The 19587-nt window shown below is 44.9% G+C and carries 13 protein-coding genes; 5 read left to right on the top strand and 8 right to left on the bottom strand.

Going from position 1 to position 19587, the window contains the following annotated elements; genetic code table 11:
* The 3 genes from B4E62_RS08005 to B4E62_RS07995 all read right to left on the bottom strand — a co-directional run.
* On the bottom strand, positions 1–956 hold a 956-nt coding region (locus B4E62_RS08005; protein WP_331351705.1), incomplete at its 3' end, for a carbohydrate-binding protein.
* A gap of 863 nt (positions 957–1819) precedes the next feature.
* On the bottom strand, positions 1820–2266 hold the full coding sequence (locus tag B4E62_RS08000; RefSeq protein ID WP_331351704.1) for a hypothetical protein: 447 nt from the start codon (positions 2264–2266) through the stop codon (positions 1820–1822).
* Between the two features lie 176 nt (positions 2267–2442).
* Positions 2443–4188 carry a cellulase family glycosylhydrolase gene (locus tag B4E62_RS07995; protein WP_331351703.1) on the bottom strand — a complete coding sequence of 582 codons (1746 nt, stop codon included), beginning with the start codon at positions 4186–4188 and terminating at the stop codon, positions 2443–2445.
* Between the two features lie 355 nt (positions 4189–4543).
* Here B4E62_RS07995 and B4E62_RS07990 point away from each other — a divergent pair, with 355 nt between their 5' ends.
* Both B4E62_RS07990 and B4E62_RS07985 read left to right on the top strand, forming a co-directional pair.
* Complete coding sequence (locus tag B4E62_RS07990) at positions 4544–5710, top strand: helix-turn-helix domain-containing protein (protein ID WP_331351702.1); 1167 nt, start codon at positions 4544–4546, stop codon at positions 5708–5710.
* The gene (locus B4E62_RS07985; RefSeq protein WP_310072397.1) at positions 5711–6184 is read left to right on the top strand and encodes a hypothetical protein; all 474 of its coding nucleotides are present in this window, start codon (positions 5711–5713) and stop codon (positions 6182–6184) included.
* Positions 6185–6238: 54 nt separating this feature from the next.
* Here B4E62_RS07985 and B4E62_RS07980 read toward each other — a convergent pair whose 3' ends face one another.
* From B4E62_RS07980 to B4E62_RS07965, 4 genes are all read right to left on the bottom strand, one after another.
* Positions 6239–6553 (bottom strand): isochorismate lyase, encoded by a 315-nt coding sequence (locus tag B4E62_RS07980; protein WP_331351701.1) that lies wholly within the window; start codon positions 6551–6553, stop codon positions 6239–6241.
* Between the two features lie 117 nt (positions 6554–6670).
* Positions 6671–11524: a discoidin domain-containing protein gene (locus B4E62_RS07975; protein ID WP_331351700.1), complete on the bottom strand. Its 4854-nt coding sequence runs from the start codon at positions 11522–11524 to the stop codon at positions 6671–6673.
* A gap of 332 nt (positions 11525–11856) precedes the next feature.
* The gene (locus B4E62_RS07970) at positions 11857–14010 is read right to left on the bottom strand and encodes a TonB-dependent receptor (RefSeq protein ID WP_331351699.1); all 2154 of its coding nucleotides are present in this window, start codon (positions 14008–14010) and stop codon (positions 11857–11859) included.
* 50 nt (positions 14011–14060) lie between these two features.
* Positions 14061–14807, bottom strand: a complete 747-nt coding sequence (locus tag B4E62_RS07965) for a response regulator (protein ID WP_331351698.1) — start codon at positions 14805–14807, stop codon at positions 14061–14063.
* Positions 14808–15170: 363 nt separating this feature from the next.
* Here B4E62_RS07965 and B4E62_RS07960 point away from each other — a divergent pair, with 363 nt between their 5' ends.
* The 3 genes from B4E62_RS07960 to B4E62_RS07950 all read left to right on the top strand — a co-directional run bounded on the left by B4E62_RS07960 (position 15171) and on the right by B4E62_RS07950 (position 19067).
* Positions 15171–15833 carry a GNAT family N-acetyltransferase gene (locus B4E62_RS07960; RefSeq protein WP_331351697.1) on the top strand — a complete coding sequence of 221 codons (663 nt, stop codon included), beginning with the start codon at positions 15171–15173 and terminating at the stop codon, positions 15831–15833.
* Positions 15802–17892 (top strand): ATP-binding protein, encoded by a 2091-nt coding sequence (locus B4E62_RS07955; protein WP_331351696.1) that lies wholly within the window; start codon positions 15802–15804, stop codon positions 17890–17892. The genes B4E62_RS07960 and B4E62_RS07955 overlap by 32 nt, the downstream gene beginning before the upstream one ends.
* A gap of 200 nt (positions 17893–18092) precedes the next feature.
* Complete coding sequence (locus tag B4E62_RS07950) at positions 18093–19067, top strand: response regulator (RefSeq protein ID WP_310072386.1); 975 nt, start codon at positions 18093–18095, stop codon at positions 19065–19067.
* A gap of 40 nt (positions 19068–19107) precedes the next feature.
* Here B4E62_RS07950 and B4E62_RS07945 read toward each other — a convergent pair whose 3' ends face one another.
* Positions 19108–19551: an AraC family transcriptional regulator gene (locus B4E62_RS07945; RefSeq protein ID WP_310072384.1), complete on the bottom strand. Its 444-nt coding sequence runs from the start codon at positions 19549–19551 to the stop codon at positions 19108–19110.
* Between the last annotated feature and the right edge of the window lie 36 nt (positions 19552–19587).

Genomic DNA, 19587 nt, shown 5'->3' with positions numbered 1-19587 from the left:
ACGCGTTTTTCTACAGTTTCGTTACTGCCCGCAGCAGGGTCGTTTTGGATAAAGGCATTTTGTCCGCCGGTGTAGTATTGACGCTCGTTGTTACCCCATCCGCCACCACCGGTTTCAAACGTCCAGTTAGCGGTGTTGATGCTGTTGAACTCATCAGCAAATACCAATGGGCGACCGGTAGCTGCTGCACGCACAATGACTGAACTAACGTTATCGTTAAAGCCTTCATTGTTCAGGCAATCATCATCTGCCGTTACTACACGCGAAGTACCGGTAAAATTATCGCCCTGATAAAGCACTGCTTCATAACCGGCAGTCACACGAATGGATGACGCATCGTTGTCAACAAAGCCACGCGCTTGCAGCGCCGCTAAATTGTACGAGCCAACATCCAAGCCAGCAGCCCAACCGGTGAACGGACAGTGTTGGTAAACGGTTGCCCTTGCAGTACCAGAACCGTTAGCCACAACTTCAATCCAGTTAAAATTCCAGCCGTTGGTTTTAGCAAATACACCCAGGCTGTAATTGCCTGCATTTAAATTGACAGTGCGGGTTACAGTTGTCCAGTTTTGCCAACCACCGGTTGCGGGAATAATAAAGTCACCCAGCACAATCGAACCGCCATTTAAATCGACAGATGCTGTAGCGCCATTAGCCGATGCCACACGCATACGGATGGTGTAACTGCCGGCAGTAGGGATGGATAAATTATTAAACGCGAGCCATTCATTGGCTTCAATCCAGCCGACATTGTAGCCGCCACCGGTATCGGTAGTTGCTTCTATATCAACTGCATCACCGCGAAAAACACCACCGGTGTTGCCCGGGGTAGTATCGGAAAATGCGTTGTAATTTTCTGCTTGAAAAACGACAGCATTGGTTGCCGATGAAACACCAATACAAGCAAATAACATTGCCGATAGCAGTGTCCATCTAACTGATTTTTTATTCTTCATCGTTAGGTTCCGTTTGTGTAAGGATGGAAATAGAGTAAACATTGATACGCAGGTGTCGTGTATCCAATGACCAGACCGGAAAAATGCCAACTGCCCTTGTTATTATTTGTTACTGCCGTTGTCGCACGAGCGGGAGTATAAAAAATACCAATCAAAACTCAAACAGCGAAAAGGAGCCAAAAACCGCCGCAAATAGGCAATGTTTATTTTTTTGACGAGCAAATAAAAAAGTCGAACCTCGCACCTACCCTCACCACAGGATTCCCACTTTATTTGCATCAACCTGAAACGGTTTTTTTACTTTATTGCTAATTAAGGTTACACAATCTGTTAACCCATCCACTTTATTTGCGGATTTGGGTAACAGTTTTACAGCAGGAATCGATGAAGGGTGAGCGATGCGTCAATCGGTGGGAAATGTGAGTCAGCACATGTGCCATGTTGTGTCTTCCTCATATCGGCACAGTGTTATTTTGGTTTGATGATTTAAAAATAGAGCATGTGATATCAATTCTCAGAAAATCACAGGACCCATCCCTTCAGATTGGCGATAACAGAGATTAACCGAGGAATGTCCTGATTGGCAGACGCTATGAAATCCTGGTCATTTATTGATGCGCCAGTTAACTCAATATCATTACCAGCTGTTTGGATAAAGCTTGAACCCACCGTGTGATCTGGCCCTTCCACATAAAACTTCCATGGACCGGAAGTAGTCGCCAGGCAACGCAGAAGGATGTCGTGTAGCTCAGTTTTTGTAATGTTCAAAACAATTCTTCTAGTTGGTACAATCAAAGCTGTCAGAAGGTGATTTTTTTGGGGGAGTTCTAATGTCAACTTCGACACATCAGGAGAACCATAGGCTATTCCTTAAGTTTCTCCATACACTGGAACTTCACATCAGCAACCTCTAACTTAACGGAAAACTGCCGACTATCAACCGACTCAAAGCAGACAATTTCTTTTGCTACGCCAAACTCGATAATTTGATACTGAGCCTCAGCATCAGGTCGCAGCTGTTTTAGCCTAACAACAACGTTCTTCCGGTTATTTTTCAGTAAAGCATGGCGGCCATAAATCACTGTTATTTTCTTTTGGCTAAGCTCACCACTTATCACTTTTCTGACCTTGGCGTCATACAGATAAAAAGTTGACCATGTATGACAATCTTCGCCTTCATCTCCATAGCACATAACACCAGACGTAAAACCGGTATCTTTAATAAATTTCAAATCCAAGACCGCTGTCAGCTCTTCAGCAAAACAGCTGTTGGATGTAAATATTATAAAGATAATGATAAATCGAGTCATGAGAGTTTCCATGCGTACGGTGTCCATTTTTTCGGAAATCATAGAGTAACCCAAAAACCTGCAAAACAAATATCCTGATTTTGCAGGTGAGATAAATACCAACACAAAAAAGGGAGCCAAAAGGCTCCCAAGGGGATAGCTCAATCGATAAACGATTTTGCTGGAGAAAGATGAGCTTAGTTTTTCAGCTGTAGTGATACCAAATTGTAGCCACCAGCGTTGGCGTAGATACGGATTTTATTGGTACCTTTCAATAATTTTACATTTGCCAGTTTCACCTGCTGCCATTTTTCTGATTGGGCGACCGCTGCGTCTACCGCGAGCAATTCATTATTTACACTCACGCCAAGACGGCCAGTCGCTACTGTAGCCTTAGCTTCTGCCGATAATCCGTATACGCCAGCCTGATCGGCCTCCAGCGTGTATTCAGTCCACTCGCCTGCCTCTATGTGATTTATGAAGTGGGATTTTTTTGCTGGATCAAATTCAATATCCACACCTTCATTGCGATAAGTTGTACCGCGATTCCAGGGCATACGTTCGCTGCCGGCCGAGATGTGATAATTCGCCGAGTCTTTATCATGATAAGCAATGCCGCTGCGCCCCATGTCGTAATCTACCGCTGCAATGGTGCCACCAGACTTACTAATGCGGTGGGTTTTAAACGGCAAATTCAGTTTGGAGTATGGTTGGCGGAACATGGCATCAATCACTTCCGGATGGAATTGAGTATTTTCAAAACGGATATCATGATTAGCTAATTGCAGCAGCGCTTTTTTCGCGTCTTTTGCAGAAGGTTTTGCGCCTTTGCCATTCCAATAATCCACCAGTGCGAGATAGCCCGCGTTGGGTTTTACTTCCAAGGGATTATTGAAACCGAGTTTTTTCAGCGGCCACCAGGCCCAACCAATGCCTTGCGATTCTACCAATGCAATCGCATCGGTAAACCAGAGGTTGGAGTTTTCGCCAGATTCACCCAGCCAAATAGGCATGTTGTATTTTGCGCGCAAATCCAAATGGGTTTTAATATCGCCTACCGTGTTGTTGTTCCAATATTTATGGAAACTCAACACCATGTTGTTGTCCCACTGCGGTAATACGCCAGCGTAATTATTACCCCAGCAGTTACCTTCGATAATAATCATGTGTTTGGTATCAACCGAACGAATCGCCTTGGTGACATCCATCATCAATTTCTTCAACGGCTCGTTTTTGGTTTCTTTGCAACCATTTTTGTCATCCGCATTTTCAAAACCCCAGTTGGGTTCATTGATAATGTCGTAAGCACCCACTGCTGGTTCATTGGCATAACGCTGTGCCAGTTTGCGCCAGAGCTCGATCATTTTTTGCTGGTTGGCTTCACTCTGCCAGAGCGATGGAGTGTTGGGGTTGCGATCAGAAATCGCAAAATCATTGCCCTGCCCGCCCGGTGCCGCGTGCAAATCCAGAATCACGTACATATTATTGGCTTTAGCCCAGGCGATAAGCGCATCGGTCATGGCAAAGCCTTGCTCCAGCCAAGTGTTTTGGCCTTTCACCGGTTCCTGTTCAATCGGTAAGGTATAGAGATTGAAATGCATAGGCAGACGCACAGAGTTGAAACCCCATTTCGCCATCGCATCTATATCGGCTTTGGTGGTGTGGTTAGCGAGCCAGGCGTTATAAAATTCTTGCGTGGCTTCGGCGCCAATTAATTCTTCTATTTTTGCCCGCATCGCATGTTGCTGGCCAAGGTTGCCGAGCTTGAGCATGTAACCTTCTTGCAACATCCAACCGCCCAACCCCATTCCGCGCAACAAGACTTTTTCGCCCTGCTCGTTGACAATAAATTGATCTTGAGCACGCAAGAAACTTTGGGAATGCGCATTGACGCAAGCGAAACCCACTATCAGTAAAAGGCATAAATTAGCAATAGACTTCACACAATTCACAATAAAAACCTCTGTTAGGATTGTTATTCCAATAATGTAGATCCAATCCCGTAAATTGGCGTTCGAGTAAAGTAATCACGAACGACACCAGATCCCAGTTTTGTAATCATTGGGAGCAAAATATGGAACAAGCCAGAAAAAGAAACGAATAAACAACAAGTTAGGCACATCGCCTTGCCACAATCATGGATGTAAAGAATTGTCTGCATTGAAGATAGATCGGCAAGGTATGTACACTAATTAGCATAGGTTTTTTACAAGAACGAGAATCGCTGCTCTATACTCAGCAAGGACGATAAGTACAAAATTTAAACTATAACGATAACCAACCCGATTGCCACTCACCATGAACGAAACTATTTTCAATATTCACGACCTCGTCCTTATGATGACCGCCGTGCAATGCGCCTGTTTTGCAATACTCCTATTGGTGACTAATCCACCCACCAACAAAAGCAACTATTTCCTTGCTGCATTTCTGCTCGCACATGCATTTATCCCTATCCACGAACTGATTTTGTGGGGTGCTGATTTTAAAATGATCGCACTGGATAATTATCCGCGTTTATTTTTATGGATAGGCTTTGGCTATTATCTGGATGCAATACTGCTGTACTTTTACGTGAAATCACTGGTCTATCACGATTTCAGCCTGCATAAACGCGATAGTCTCCACTTGATTCCGCTCGGCTTATTTGCCTTATTTTTAAGCTTGACCTTTTATACTCATACGTTGGAAGAGCGGGTACTGCTGATTGATGACGATATTTATGTCTACAGCCCTATGTATCTCATCGTTGATTTTTTATGCAAAGCAACTCGCATAGGTTATTGCGTCGCCTGCTTATTATTAATTTCCAAATATCGCAACCAATTAAAAACCACTCACTCAAATATCGAGCGCATTGATATACGCTGGTTGATCTCGTTGGTAGTTGGCTTCTTGATTATCACCGTTACTGAAGCCGCCCTCGCCTGCGCGAAATTGCTGCACTTGTTTATTGGTTTCCACCCGCACTGGTTTGAAGTGATTGGGTTAACAGGATACTACGTGGTGTTTGTATTGGTACTCGCGTTAGTGTTCAGCAGCATTCGATACTTCTCTGGTTTTGTCGCCGTCAAACAAAAAGATCAGCAGAAGAAACCCGTAGAGGAAAAATTACTCAATGCTGGTTTTGCCGAGAAAATCGACGCGTCAATGCGCGAGCATAAACCCTATCTACAACCTGATATTACTCTGGATATGCTGGCAGAGACATTGGGGATTCCGTCGCGGGATTTATCGCTGGTATTCAATCGTCACTTCGATAGCAACTTCTACGAATTCATCAACCGCTATCGTATCGAAGAAGCGAAAACCATGCTCTCTGACCCCAAACAAAAATCCAAAACCATCACGCATATTTATCTGGATGTGGGCTTTAACAGCAAATCGGTATTTAACACTTTCTTTAAGAAACACGTGGGGCAAACGCCTTCGGAATATCGGCAGGAACATTTGCAGGGTCAATAAATGGCAAAAACCTATCTGGACTATCAAATCACAAGTGAAGATATCGCCTGGGAGTTTTTAAAGCTGGGTATAGTCATTCCACTAAGCTTCGCGCTGGTGGGTGGACTAATTAATCATTATGGGAAACAAAACGAGCCAGCTACTTTGTACGTGGTTGGCGGGATGATTTCCATCGTCTTTCTGATACTGCAAGGTATAGCGTTTTGGTATTTTCGCCATCCAAATTTTTACGAATTTAAAATTACCCATGAGGTTGTAGAATATAAAACGAATAGTGAAGGATACCAACTACCACTAGCCAGCATTCTACGAATTGAGACCTCCCGTACCATTGGCGGAGAAACCTCTAGGATCGACTACTTTTTTGTGACTGATTCTGGCAAAAGCTTTAAAGTGCCAAAAATTCATAAACTACCTGATGGAAAGATTGTAAAAATAATGATGGAAGCCAATCCTGCAATTGTTAAAAATTAAAGCAACTTTGGGTATTTAGCTTTTGGGAGCGGATAGGTTTTGGCTTTTTTACAACTAGGCTTTTTCCGCTTGCCAGCGCTCCATTTCCTCCCGAATAAAATAATTCACCAAATCCGAATACAATTTTTGAATCACATCCGGATTTAGACCCTGCTCCTGCGCCCATTCACGACGCCGCAACAGCATTGCCTTGAAACGTTCAGGCGCACGGACTGCTGTTTCAGAAGTTTTAAACTTGGCAGCAGCTTGCACATATTGATAACGCTTGCCGATAAGTTGAATGATCGTACTGTCCAATAGGTCAATTTCATCGCGAATATCAGCCATACTGATGCATTGCTCTGGTGATATTTTGTTAATCGCTTCCATTCCACTCTCCGCTGATAATTAATAATTTAAGATTCGTAAATCATTACGATGCAATATAACAAAAAACCGCGCGCAATTGCTTGCGCACGGTTGAAGTTTCTCTAGAGCTTTTTTGTATTAGTAAACTTCAAAATCCCACAAGGAAATACCGTAGCCAGTTGCGCGGGTTACGCTGAGGATACGCACATAACGGCCACTGGTAGACAACAGGTGATCATCAAATCCACCGTTGCTATTGGTTTCGGCTTTTACAGTAGTCCAGGTAGTTGCATCATTGGAGACCTGGATATTGTAAGCCTTAGCGTAAGCTCCTTCCCACTTCAGGGTTACACCGTTAACGCTCATGGTGCTGCCCAGATCCACATAGATCCATTGACCGTCACTGAACTGACTACTCCAACGGGTGTTGGTGTTGCCATCCACTGCAAAATTGGCAGCGGTGCCCGCACCTTCACTGGTGGATGCAACAGCAAGTTTGTTTAACGCTTTATTGCCCACAATTGCCGGAGTGCCCTGTACAACAAATTCATACAATGAATAACCGTAACCTGTGCCGCGCTCTATGCCAAACATACGTACATAGCGACCGGTGCCCGCAATGTTTAATGTTTCTACACCGCCGTTGCCGTTAGTTGTGCCGTAGATTTTTGTCCAGGTAATCGCATCGGCAGAAGTTTGGATTTCATAACTTTTACCGTAAGCGCCCTCCCAACTTAAAACTACTTTGTTAATGTCGTAGCTCGCACCCAAATCAACGTAAATCCATTCGGCATTATTCCACGCACTGCCCCAGCGAGTATTGGCGTTGCCATCAAATGCATTTACGACTGGCAAACCATCTTGCGTGGTGGATGCAACGGCAGGACGATTCAGGGCGAGATTCGCTGACGAACTAGCGACTGAACTTGCTATCGAGCTTGCAACAGAACTTCTGCTCGAACTTGCTACGGAGCTAGGCACAGAACTACTGGATGAACTCTTCGAAGAACTTTTTGATGAAGAGATGACCGCAACACTTGAGCTGCCAAGACTTGAACTAGAGGCAACCGGATTATTATTCACCTGGAAATCAAACAGTGAATAACCATAACCTGTACCGCGCGCTGTGCCATACATGCGCACATAGCGGCCATTGCCATTTACGGCGAGCGTTTCTTTACCGCCAACACCGCTAGTGGTTTCATAAATAGTTGTCCAGCTCATGCCATTGGTAGAGGTTTGGATTGCATAGTTTTTGCCGTAAGCAGCTTCCCATTGCAGAACAACCTGATTGAAACTGTAGACAGCTCCCAAGTCCACCATAATCCAGGTTGGATCAACTGCTGCACTTGCCCAACGAGTTGTTGTGCTTGCATCTACTGCATTGTTTGCAGCCCATGCCTCGCCTTCTGTTGTTGATGCAACTGCAGGGCGATTCAATGCCAAATTGCCTACTGGATTCACAACCACACTGCTTGCACTTGATGCAGAAGATTTTGAAGACGAGGGTGCAATTGATGAAGACGGTGCTATCGACGAGGTTGTTGCAACACTGCTCGAACTTCTTACTGATGAAGATGAAAGTGCAATACCGCTTGAACTTCTTGACGATGAGCTACCTACGCTTGAGCTTCCAGTACCGGCGATAGAAAACTTCATCCAGTTCAGGTTAATCGCCTGATTAAATACCAAACGCAATTTATGCGCGCCAGCAGTTAATGCCAATTGCGAATTAACATTGCTCCAGTTTTGTAAACCGCCGGTTGAGGGCACATTGATTGTTGCACGTTGCACACCATCCACTAACACATTAATAGTGCCTGCCGCTTCGCTCGCTACGCGCAAATTAATATCGTAAGCATTAGCAGCGCCGTTTACGTTGTACTCCACCCATGCACCTGCAGCCACATCGCTCAAGTTAAGGAAACCGGAAACGTCTTTGGTTTCTTGCACACGCAGGCCGTTACGGCTTGCGTAATTTTCGGCTTGTACCAATTTTGGCAGTGTGTGTTTACTTGCATCGCCATGCAGCGGCATGTTCACATAAATATTACCGAGTTCCGACAAAACACCGGATTGACGATAGTCGAACAGACCATTGAATGGATGGCCATTACGACGACCCGTGAACCAGGCGTAACGCTGCATATCGGCATTGTTTTCAAATGAATCGACTACTTGGATCAGCATGCTTTTTTGATCGTCCAGAGTCTTAACGGTTTCCCAGGCTGAGAATTCCGTCATCCAGATTGGCTTGCCGTATTTTTTGAATTCATTCACGTACCACTCAATGCCATTAACATCGGGCATATACGCGTGGATAGAAAGTGCATCCACTTTACAGGTTGGGCAGAGCTCAAAGAAATCGTCAAAATAATCGAAGGGGCTGTAGTAGGTCGTGCCGTTTTCAGTCACGCAGTTACCGCAGTAATTCATCGCCACGCTGACAATTTTCAAACCAAACTCATTGGCGATTGCTTCCAGACGCGGCCACTGTGCAACAGCTTGTGATGGCGTCATGTTCGCTTGGTCAATAAAGTTAGGTTCGTTAAACGCGAGGATATATTTCACATCGGGATGTGATGCGATATACGCGCGCAGTTCTGCATCATTAAAATTGCCGTTCCACGCCATAGGTACAAACTCTACGCCGTATTGCTGATAGACATTTTGAATCGACAGATCCGGTTTGATACTCCAGTTGTACCACCAGCTAATGCCTTTGGACATTACAGCCATATCATCAACAGAATGGGTACCGTAACCCAGGCCGCGTTTTTTACTTTTTGCATTGTTGAAATCTTTATCAACAAACACGACTGTTTTTGCAATAGCGTTGAGTTCGCCATCGCTCACGGTGAGTGAAACGTGATACGAACCTTCGTTGACGTAAGTGTGATTTACCGTTGCACCGGTAGCGGTAGTGCCATCACCAAAATTCCAGGTGTAGGTCAGCGCATCGCCATTTACATCGACAGACTTGGTACCGTCGAATGTAATGATCGCTGGGGCAATCCCGCCCATGATGGAGGTTTTAATCGCCGCAAAAGGCGCACGATTAACGACAGTGCCATCGGTACCTGGATCTTTTGCCGCTTGGCCACCAGAGAGATAAACATCATCGATGCTGATACCTGCGGTTTCGCCGGTGCCAAGCACTTGCAACAATTGGCGCACATCAAATAAATCCAGATCTTTTGCAATTTCGCTCATCGGGATAACGATGTCATGCCATTGGCCATCGCGTACAAAACCGTAGGGATCATTACCCGCTTTGAAATTAATCCACTTCTGGCCAATGTTATTGAGCGGGCCGCTTTTGAAACCGATTTGGAAATCGCCAGTGTGCGAAGTCTTCATGGAGAAATGCAATTTTGCATCGGCATTTTCAAACGCCGTCAGGTTAAAACCATCGCGCGCCGTCAAGCCCATACCATACCAACCTTTACCGGTTGATTTTAAATGCAGCGCCGAATTGCCTTCTTTATTGGTGCCGGTTTCCAGCGTGAGTGTTTCATCCCACAGGAATAAATCACCGCTCACACCAAATGCAAACTCACCGGCATTTTTGTGTGCGGGCGTTTCAGTATAAATACCAAAGCTGCCAAATTCCGGCGCTTGCAACGCAATACTTTCAGTTAAATAAATATTGTCGAACGCAATTTCCATAGGTGCAGCGGGGCCTGGGCCAAACACACTGAACAGGGTTTTCATGGTTTCAAAATCGAGGTTGCCGAATTTGCTTAACGGAATAGCAACGTGATGCCATTCGCCATCGCGCACGAGGCCGTATTGATCGCCACCGTCATTGAAATCAACTTTTCCATCACCACCGGAGGTACTGGCGAGACCAATACTGAAACTGCTGGTGGAATTGGTTTTGATATCCAAATGCAGGTAGCCGTGTTTGTAGTTGCGCAGGTTTTGGTCTTTGTGCACCAAGCCCATGCCCCACCAATTACCGGGCGCAATCGAATAAGCCAAAGCGCCACTACCTTCAGAAGGCGTAGTCGCAATGCTGGTCATGTTATTCCATACATACAAACTGGTGCGATCGCCCCAATTCAATTCGTTCAATACCGGAGTCGTTTCGGTGCTGATACCAAAATTACCGCTTGGTAATTCGGCATTGGCAACCTGCACTTGCGTGCTTGGGTTGGCGTAGAGGCGCACGTAATCCACATACATTTTGCCGGGGAAAGGTGCGGTGATCATTGCCGGATCAGTAATCTCAACAAAATTCCAACCGCCGACAGCGAGGTTCAAAATGATTGACGCGGGATTATCGCGGAATTCCGACATGTTCGGGTCGGTGATATCCATGTTGAAGTAAGGATTGCCATCCACGCTGATGGTGATATTGGTCGGTGTCCAGTCAAGTTTATAGGTGTGGTAATCCTCATAAAAATTGGTGGGCAACTGGGTAGATACCGCGTGATCTGCCTGCAACCAATCGCTCCAGGTTCCAGTTTCATGCCACCAGTGCAGGGCTGCCGAGACTGATTTGTTGCCGGTGCCATCGGCCAATGCCGATTTGTAACCTGCTTCGAGGATGTCCCACTCGCCGGATTTAGGCCAACCGTCCAAACCGAAGTTGGTGCCCAGCATCCAGAAGGCTGGCCAGAGGCCGTTGTCTACGCGGGGCAATTTAATACGCGCTTCAAGGGTGCCGTATTTGAATGACATACGGCCATTGGTATGCAAACGCGCCGAGGTGAATTGTTTACCCTCATAGGCTTCGCGTTTGGCTTCGATGACGAGTTTGCCATCTTCTATATAGGCATTTTCACTGCGGGCGGTGTAGTACTGCAATTCGCCATTGCCGTTACCGTCGCCGCCAACTTTGTAGGACCAAATGGTATTGTCGATTCGCGTCCCGTTGAATTCGTCCGACCAGATAGGTGTGGTTTGCGCAAAAGCGGGGGCAGTCATGGTGAGACCAACACCCAGCGCCAAAGCGCCTTGGGTAATGTACCGCAAGCGAGTTTTCATGGTGTTACCTGCATCGTTATGGTTATTGATTTACGTTCTGTGGTCACAACTAACTATTGTTATTAGTCGATTACTGGTTCTCTCGTCTTATTCCCGCTGGCGCGGTGGCCGATTAAGACAGAGTTAGTTTCCACAGAAATAACGAAGCATGCGTTCGCTTGGTAACACTGATAAAAATATTTTGGTTTGGCTGGTGTGCGCTATCCGAACGTTGCGAACCAGCGCACACCAAGGCTTTCCGCTTATTCCGGAATCCGTCCCACTTTAAGTTTTGGTTGGATTATTCATAATCGTTCGCTGGATTTGCCTGCATCCGCAACTCCAGCGCTATATCAATCAATTGTGTAATTAATTGCCAGCCCATAGCTGCGTGGAGGGTTGTACAGCCCCCGGGGCACTCCGAGAAAGGACACTGAGCGCTGCCGGAGATTTGTTTCATCGGTGATGTTTTTCATCCACAGTGAAATATCCCAGTGTGAATCGATGTTCAGACCCACACGGGCATTGGCAGAAAAGTATTTGGGGATGGCATTGTCCTGCGTGTTATTTGGATTGGAAAAATAATCGCCGGTATAGCCGTAATCGATATGACCGTAGACCTCTGCTTGCCGAAACAGCGGCCGGCTGTAGTCGATGGCAACAAAATAGGTATGCTCAGGGGCGTAAGGAAGATGGTTGTTATCGTAATTCACCCCTAGCCCGCCGCCGTTTTTAAACTCGTCGAAACGCGCCTGGGTAAACGCAGTATTGAAGCTGACACTCAGGCTGTCAGTGACTAATGCGGTGATATCCAGCTCAACACCTTGGGTGGTGACTTTTCCGACATTCGTCAATGACAATACTGCACCAGCTGACTGTGTGGGAACGAATTGGAATACCTGGAAATCGTCAAATTTAGTGATAAAACCTGCGAAGTTGGCAGTAACGCGTTTGTCCAAAAACGCCGACTTAGCGCCCAACTCATAATTAATGGCGTACTCAGGCTCAAATTGGAAATGCTCCAAGGTGGTTATGAAGTCGGCATTCCATCCCCCACTCTTGTAACCGCGCCCAACACTGGTATAAAACAATACATCCGGCGTTACCTGCAGATTAATACCGAATTTGGGCAGCGGCTCGTCAAAAGTCTTTTGATCGCGCAGATGATCAACATCGATAAATGAACCTATGTTATCCACACTGGAGTAATCAATATTTTTGGTTTCATGCACATAGCGCAGGCCACCCGTCAGGCTCCAGCGGGAATCGAGCTGATAATTGCCATGCATAAATAAGGATGTGGATTGTACTTCAGCCGAGGCGGGTGTCTGTATTGATGCGTTTGGCGCTGGGCGAAACAGGGCGCCGGTGATGGCACTACGCTGGGTTGAAATATCCTGCTCTAAAAAATAGGCGCCAATAACGTAATCGAACTTTTCACCTTTGGGTGATGCCAATCGTAATTCCTGGCTGACCTGATCGCTCTTTTCATCAAAAATACTGACGGCAACATCAAAGGGGGAATAATCCTCTTCGCTTAGTTCGGTAAATTCATTGGAGCGAATGCCGCTAATTGATGTCCAGCGAAAAGCGCCGGGAGTTTCGTAACTCGCTTCTACAGTAGCGCCTTTTAATTCCCGCTGCTCAAACTCATCGGCATTGTGCGCAACGACAAAGGGCTCAGGAGCCAGAGTAAAGCCGTTGAATCCACCATTGGCGAGTGCTTCAGCATTAGTGGATTTATCATCATCCTTTAAATAATCAAAGCCAATATCCAACAGTAGATTTTCAACACCCACATAGCGGAACTTCAGTTTTGCTACATCTCTATTAACGCCTTGAAGATCACGTTGGAGCGCAATGTTATCTATGTAACCATCTTGCTGGGTGGTACCAACTAACAAGCTGGCAAATAATTCGGCTGTGAGCGGTAGATTAATTTTTCCGGTCAGCGACTGTAAATTGTAGTTGCCGATATTAGTGAGCAACCCTGCGCTAAAATGATCCTCCGGTTTTTGCGTAACAATATTAATGGCTCCCGCTAAGGCATTGGTGCCAGCTAAAGTGCCTTGCGGGCCGCGCAACACTTCAAGGTGCGCAACATCCAACAAACTTTGGTCAAAACTGGATGAACGCCCGGTCAATACACCATCGATATAAACAGCGACGCGAGCATTGGTGCCTATATTCCGTGAGTAATCGCCCACACCGCGGATCGCTATCTCACCGCGGGTATTCCTATCACCGCGCCCGAAATTGATATTGGGAATCGCTGATTCCATGTCGGTTAATGAGCTGGCGCCTACCTTATCGATAAATTTTTTGTCATAGGCACCAATGGCAACAGGAATGGACTGAACACTTTCGTCGCGCATTTGCGCAGTGACAATCACCTCTTCCAGCGCAGGGCTTTTGGCATTTTGCGACCAAGCGAACGAGCCATAAGTAGCGCCGACAACCAAGCTGGTCAAACAAAAAAAATGGGGGGGCTGTATTTTTTTACTCATTATTCCCATGAATAACCGGCTCTTTGAAAGGGATTAGTAAATAGTCGTTATCACGCATGGCGGGCGTAAGCTCGCAATACATTTTGCAGTCCCTTCATTGTCAGCGGTTTTTCGAGAAAATCCGTAAAACCTCTGGCAAGTAATCCTGATTGATTAGCCCCCAATGGCAGGCTAGTCAATCCAATAATAATCGTTTCATTACTGATACATGCCCGCAGCGCCATGGTTGCCTGCTCACCATTCATCTTGGGCATATGTAAATCCATCAAGATCAAGTCGTAATGCTTTTGCTCGCACTTACGAATGGCCTCCAAACCATTTTCGGCAAAATCCACCTGATAATGCGGCGATAACAAACTTCCCCCTATGTCACGGTGAACCACTTCATCATCGACAAGCAGAATTGTTTTTATGGATACCGTTCTTAAGACCGCACTTGTTGACGCATCCATACTTCCGTTATGGATATTGGCAGTCGCATTATCCCCAAGCGGGCAGGCGCTAAAATTATTCGCTTGGTGCAGGACAGATTCCGACAGTAGGTTTATTTTCTTTTGCACCACATCCAGATTGGACACCATGATCTCTGGCGCACTCAGCAGCGCCTCAATCACTTTTTTATCTTCAGGTAATAAATGCTGAAGATCCGGCGATTCAGCCAGTGACTTAATTAATTGCGGTAAATAGGATACCAATAACCCGGCTTTCATTTTGGCGACTAATAATGGAGTCGCTATGTCATGAAATAGCGTTTCAGCACTGTCCGACTCATAGTGGTTTTTGGATTTATCTGTCATCACTCGCTGACCCTGGGTTCACTAAAAGCTACTTCCTTAAATTATTTTCTCCATTGTTATAAACCAAACAGCAAAAATTCAAGCTTTATTGTCACATCAATACACGGCTGGCAAGTAAGTCAACGCAAAGGGACACGCCAAACGGTTTACGAATGCCAACCCAATCGCACCATTCAATCACTTAGCTATGAAGTTTTAAAGTGTTGTTTTAGGTCGCATAAATTTTGAGCATAATGGAGTTTGACGCCAAGTCCAAGTCGGACATGTCGTCAATACACCTATTTGGCGCATAAAACATCGTAACTGATTTTTTCAGCGCTCTTACTGTCGTAATCAAATGTGAACTTAAACGAGAGGTATCCGATGTTAACTACTGCTATTCAAACCCAACAAACTCAACAAATCCAACACAATGATTATTATAGCGTCATAGCGAAAGGTCCGATGCTAGATAGGGTGTATTCAATGCGCTATAGAAGCTATAGTGCTGAAGGGTACATAGCGGAAAACTCTTCGCAAAAATTTATTGATGAGTATGACAACAAACCAAACAGCACTTGTTTTCTTTTGTATCATCAAAATAAGGCAGTAGGATCTATGCGTACTTGTGTATTTGATAGCCACGATCGATTGAGCGTTCCAGTTATGGAAGTATTCGACAAGGAGATCAGAAGTAATATTGGTTACGATAGTACATTTGTAGAGGTCAATAAATTTGTTATCGACCCATCATTTCAAAGGAAAGGTGGAGTAGAAGCGCGAATGCTGCTTGTTGGAACGGTTGTAGAGGAAGCGATTCGTAGAGGTTCATCAAGTATTGTAATCGCAGTAAGGCCAGCACACGTGCGGTTTTATAAAATGTTGGGTTGCAACCAGATATCAGAGGCAAAATCGTATCCACACTTAACCTTTAAAACTGTGCTTATGGCATGTACAGACATTCAATGGTCAAGAAATTTCATCAGAAGCAAAGTCGATGTAGTAGAGAAATGCGATGATCCAGTACTTAATTACGGCAGTTATTGATATCGTCGTCGGGATTCTTGCCTTTTCCAAAAAAGGCAATCCCGCTGCTAAAGCTCTTGCGCTCACTGTATTTAGTTTAGGAGCTTGGTCGCTAGAGCTTTACTTACTGACAGTGGTTAAGAATGTTGATGTTTTGAACATTCTTTTCCACATTACTCGCTGGGGTATGTTTTTTATTCCATCGACATTTGCGTTCTTAACGTGGAGATTGATAGGCAGCCGCTCTCATAACTTTAAAAACTTAGTTGTTATCCCAAGCTTTATCGCGAGCGGGCTACTCTCTTTGGTTAACACATTCATCCTCCCTTCTACATTAAGAGAGGTTGATGGGGGTTTTTTGCCAAATACAGATATCATTTTCTATTTGTTTTTGCTTACCTTTGTTTGGTGCTTCGTAGGATCCATAGGAATAGTATTTGCCTCCTATAATTCATCATCAAACCGGGAAAAACAGCGCTTAAAATGGTTATTTATAACACTTTGCGTTAGTTTTATTGGCGGTGTTCTGGGCATTTCATCGATGCCAAGTGAATTCTATCTGTCAAGATTTTTAGGATCAATTACCAACATTGTTTTTGTTGTTTTATTATTTTACTCGACAATTCAACATAACCTCATGGACTTCAGATTGGCCTTGAGTGTGGGCTTATCGAAAGCTATCTTACTGGGCTTTTTCATCTGGCTATATTTCGTAGTGACATCTGTAGTTGGCGACCATACCGAATCCGTTGGTGGGGTATTGATTCTATTGCTTTTTGTCGCGCTAATTCTCGAAGCCTATCCAAGATTATTGAAATGGATTTTACCGAACGCCAAGAAAATTCTTGCAAAACACGGCTATGAATTCGATCAGGTGAGAGCCGATACGGAAAGCGCGCTCAGAAACTCCATAAGCTTCTCTATGATGTTTGAGGTGCTAGATTATCTGTTTGTAAAAATTCTCAAATTAAACAACTATAAAATCCTGATGGTGAATCAACAGAGAGAGCAAATAGGTAATGATGCAAACACCCGATCAACCAGCCTCCCGTTTGATTTAATCGACGAAGACAACTCTTTAGTCAATTATTGCACGCGACAACACCAAGTACTCTTGGCAGACGAAATGCCGGAAACTATTCGGAATGAAATGGAAAAGCATCATTCCGGCCTGTGTTTTCCAGTTTTGTCAGAAAACGAGATATTAGCGATTGTACTGGTCGGAGAGCCCACCCAGTTTTCCTACTATCGCTACGACGATATGAAAATATTCGAATGGTTACAAACCGAATTAGAGCAAGTACTTAATCGCCTTATTAGGCTGAACAGCATGCATGATCAATTAGGTGAAGCTAAGAAAACACTGTCCATGCTCAGCCTGATGAACCACTATCATCACGATATAAAGGCACCTTTTGCCATTATCGACGGAATATTGTCGAACGATATCTATGACCGCGACAAACAGCGGGATATTGTGCTGGCACAAGTGGAGCGCGGTTCAAAACTTATTGCCACCATGGCCAGTATTTTGGGTGGTCACCACAAACGACGTATCCAATCCTGTGCTCTGGAGTCACTGGTGCAGGACTGCCTCTATCTTTTTGAAAAGTCGTTTGACAAGGTTGAATATGAGCTGGGCGGCATCCCCGATATCAAAGGCGATGCGGAAGACCTTAAGATCCTCTTTATCAATTTAATTAAAAATGCCGCTGAGGCGCGTCGCGATAATGAAGACTTAACCATTAAAATAAAGTCTTGGGTTGAAAATGGCAATGCATACTTTTGCATTTCAGACAATGGCACCGGCATGACGGAAAAGCAGTTAGCCAGCTTATGGGAACCGGGCTTTAGTGTAAAAAAATTCGGTAATGGTATTGGTATGCAGGCCATTAAACGCATAGTCGATGAACACAATGCGCGCATAGCGGTTAAAAGCGAGGTAGCGAAAGGCTCAGAATTTACACTGTGTTTTTTTGCATCCCAAATAGTCCATGAAAACGAGGACGAGGGCAAAACCAAAGATGAATTGGCAGAAAGACGGGCAGCGAATCAACTAGAAAAGCGAAATATCCAATGATTCAGGTGTTAATTGACAACACATTCTATAGATCAAGTACTAAGCTAAACTAGGCGCCACAGCAAGTGTGGCGCCATCTACCCCCTTCATTTTGGTTACCCTCTCTGCGCTAAATTGGCTTACAATATCTAACACATGCTTGAGACGGCATAGTGCGCAGATGAGCCATAAGGCCTTTACACATACTCGGGATTCCTAGCGTGAAATCAAAAATTCCTCTTTGTTTTTATCCGACACAAATTGTATTTGTCGATGATAACCCTGACTTTTTAGATGCGCTATCAGTGGCATTTTCCAAACAGTTTAATGTGCAGACATTTGACAATACGGATGCTGCCCTGCGATATATCAATGAATATCAACGTGAAGCCGAGCTTGTAGCGAATGATGAAAAACCGAAACTCCAAGGTGACTCAGATGCTTGGGTAAAGCGAGTGCTTACACATCAAAATGTAAAACGCTTTGATGAGCTGAGAATCAAAGAAGTGTCCGTATTGGTAGTTGACTACTCCATGCCTAGCATGAATGGCATTGAATTTTGTGAAAAAATTAATAATTTATCTATTAAGAAAATCCTGCTGACAGGTTATGCAACGCCAGCCGATGCGGTAAGAGCCTTCAATAACAACACCATTCATTATTATCTTAAAAAGAATGATGCCAATATGCTCCAAGATCTGGAGACAGCAATCAACCAATTACAACATGCTTATTTCAATGAGCTGTCAAGCACCCTGAAGGCAGAGGCCATCGATAGTGGCACACCTTTTTTCGCAGACCCACAGCTAGCGCGTTACTTTCAACAAGCCTGCGAATCATTGGGCGTGACTGAGTATTACTATCTAACCAACCCTTCACGTTTCGCATTGCGCACACGAGAGGGCAGTAATTTTTCTTGCGTTATTTACACCGAGGAGGATATTGCGGAACACTTACAAATATTGCAGGAAGAAAGTGCACCTAAAACCCTTTATAGCGCAATAGAATCACACAAATTCGTGCCCTTGTTTCAAACTGCAGATGGCTTTTATGAACCTGGAATGAAAGATGCCTCAGCTAGCATTTACCCTGCCGTACATATATCAGGAGCGGTAAATTACTACTGCGCAATAATCGAAGATGCCGGCGCTAAAGAAGTTCCAGCAATCAAATTACCTACGGGCGTACTGCACTAATAACATGCAGAGATCCCTCTCTGACTGATTTCCCATCGGCTCAGGAAAATTCCCTGAATAGCTTGCGGAATGTACTTGGAGATAAACCTGTCCAACGCTTGAATGCATTGGTAAAGCTAGTACGATCAGAAAAATCCAGCGCGCGCGAAACAAGATCAACACTGAGATTGTCATCAATTAAATATTTTATGGCGTAATGAAACCGAAGGTCATCGCGCAATTGGGCAAAGTTGGTATTTTGGCTTTGTAAGCGACGCTGCAGTGTACGCTTGGTCAAGTTGAGATCAGAAGCAATCTGCTCTATCGATAGATCAGTGTGACCTACACGTAAATGTAACGCGTTGAGAACACGGGCGGGCACTCCATCGCAGTGGGGGATTCGTGCAAGCGACAAGTACTCTTCGTACGTACGAGTGTATGGCTGAATGAATTCTCCATCATTCACGTTATTACTATTATTGTAGTTGCGTTGTAGCTGAATCATTTAAGCCGCTCCTTACGCCATTAGGCACATGTAGAA

This window comes from Cellvibrio sp. UBA7671, from assembly GCA_002483145.1.
Classification (GTDB): Bacteria; Pseudomonadota; Gammaproteobacteria; order Pseudomonadales; family Cellvibrionaceae; genus Cellvibrio; species Cellvibrio fibrivorans.
Note: the sequence above shows the minus strand (reverse complement) of the source record. Positions and strands in the feature narration are given on the sequence as shown.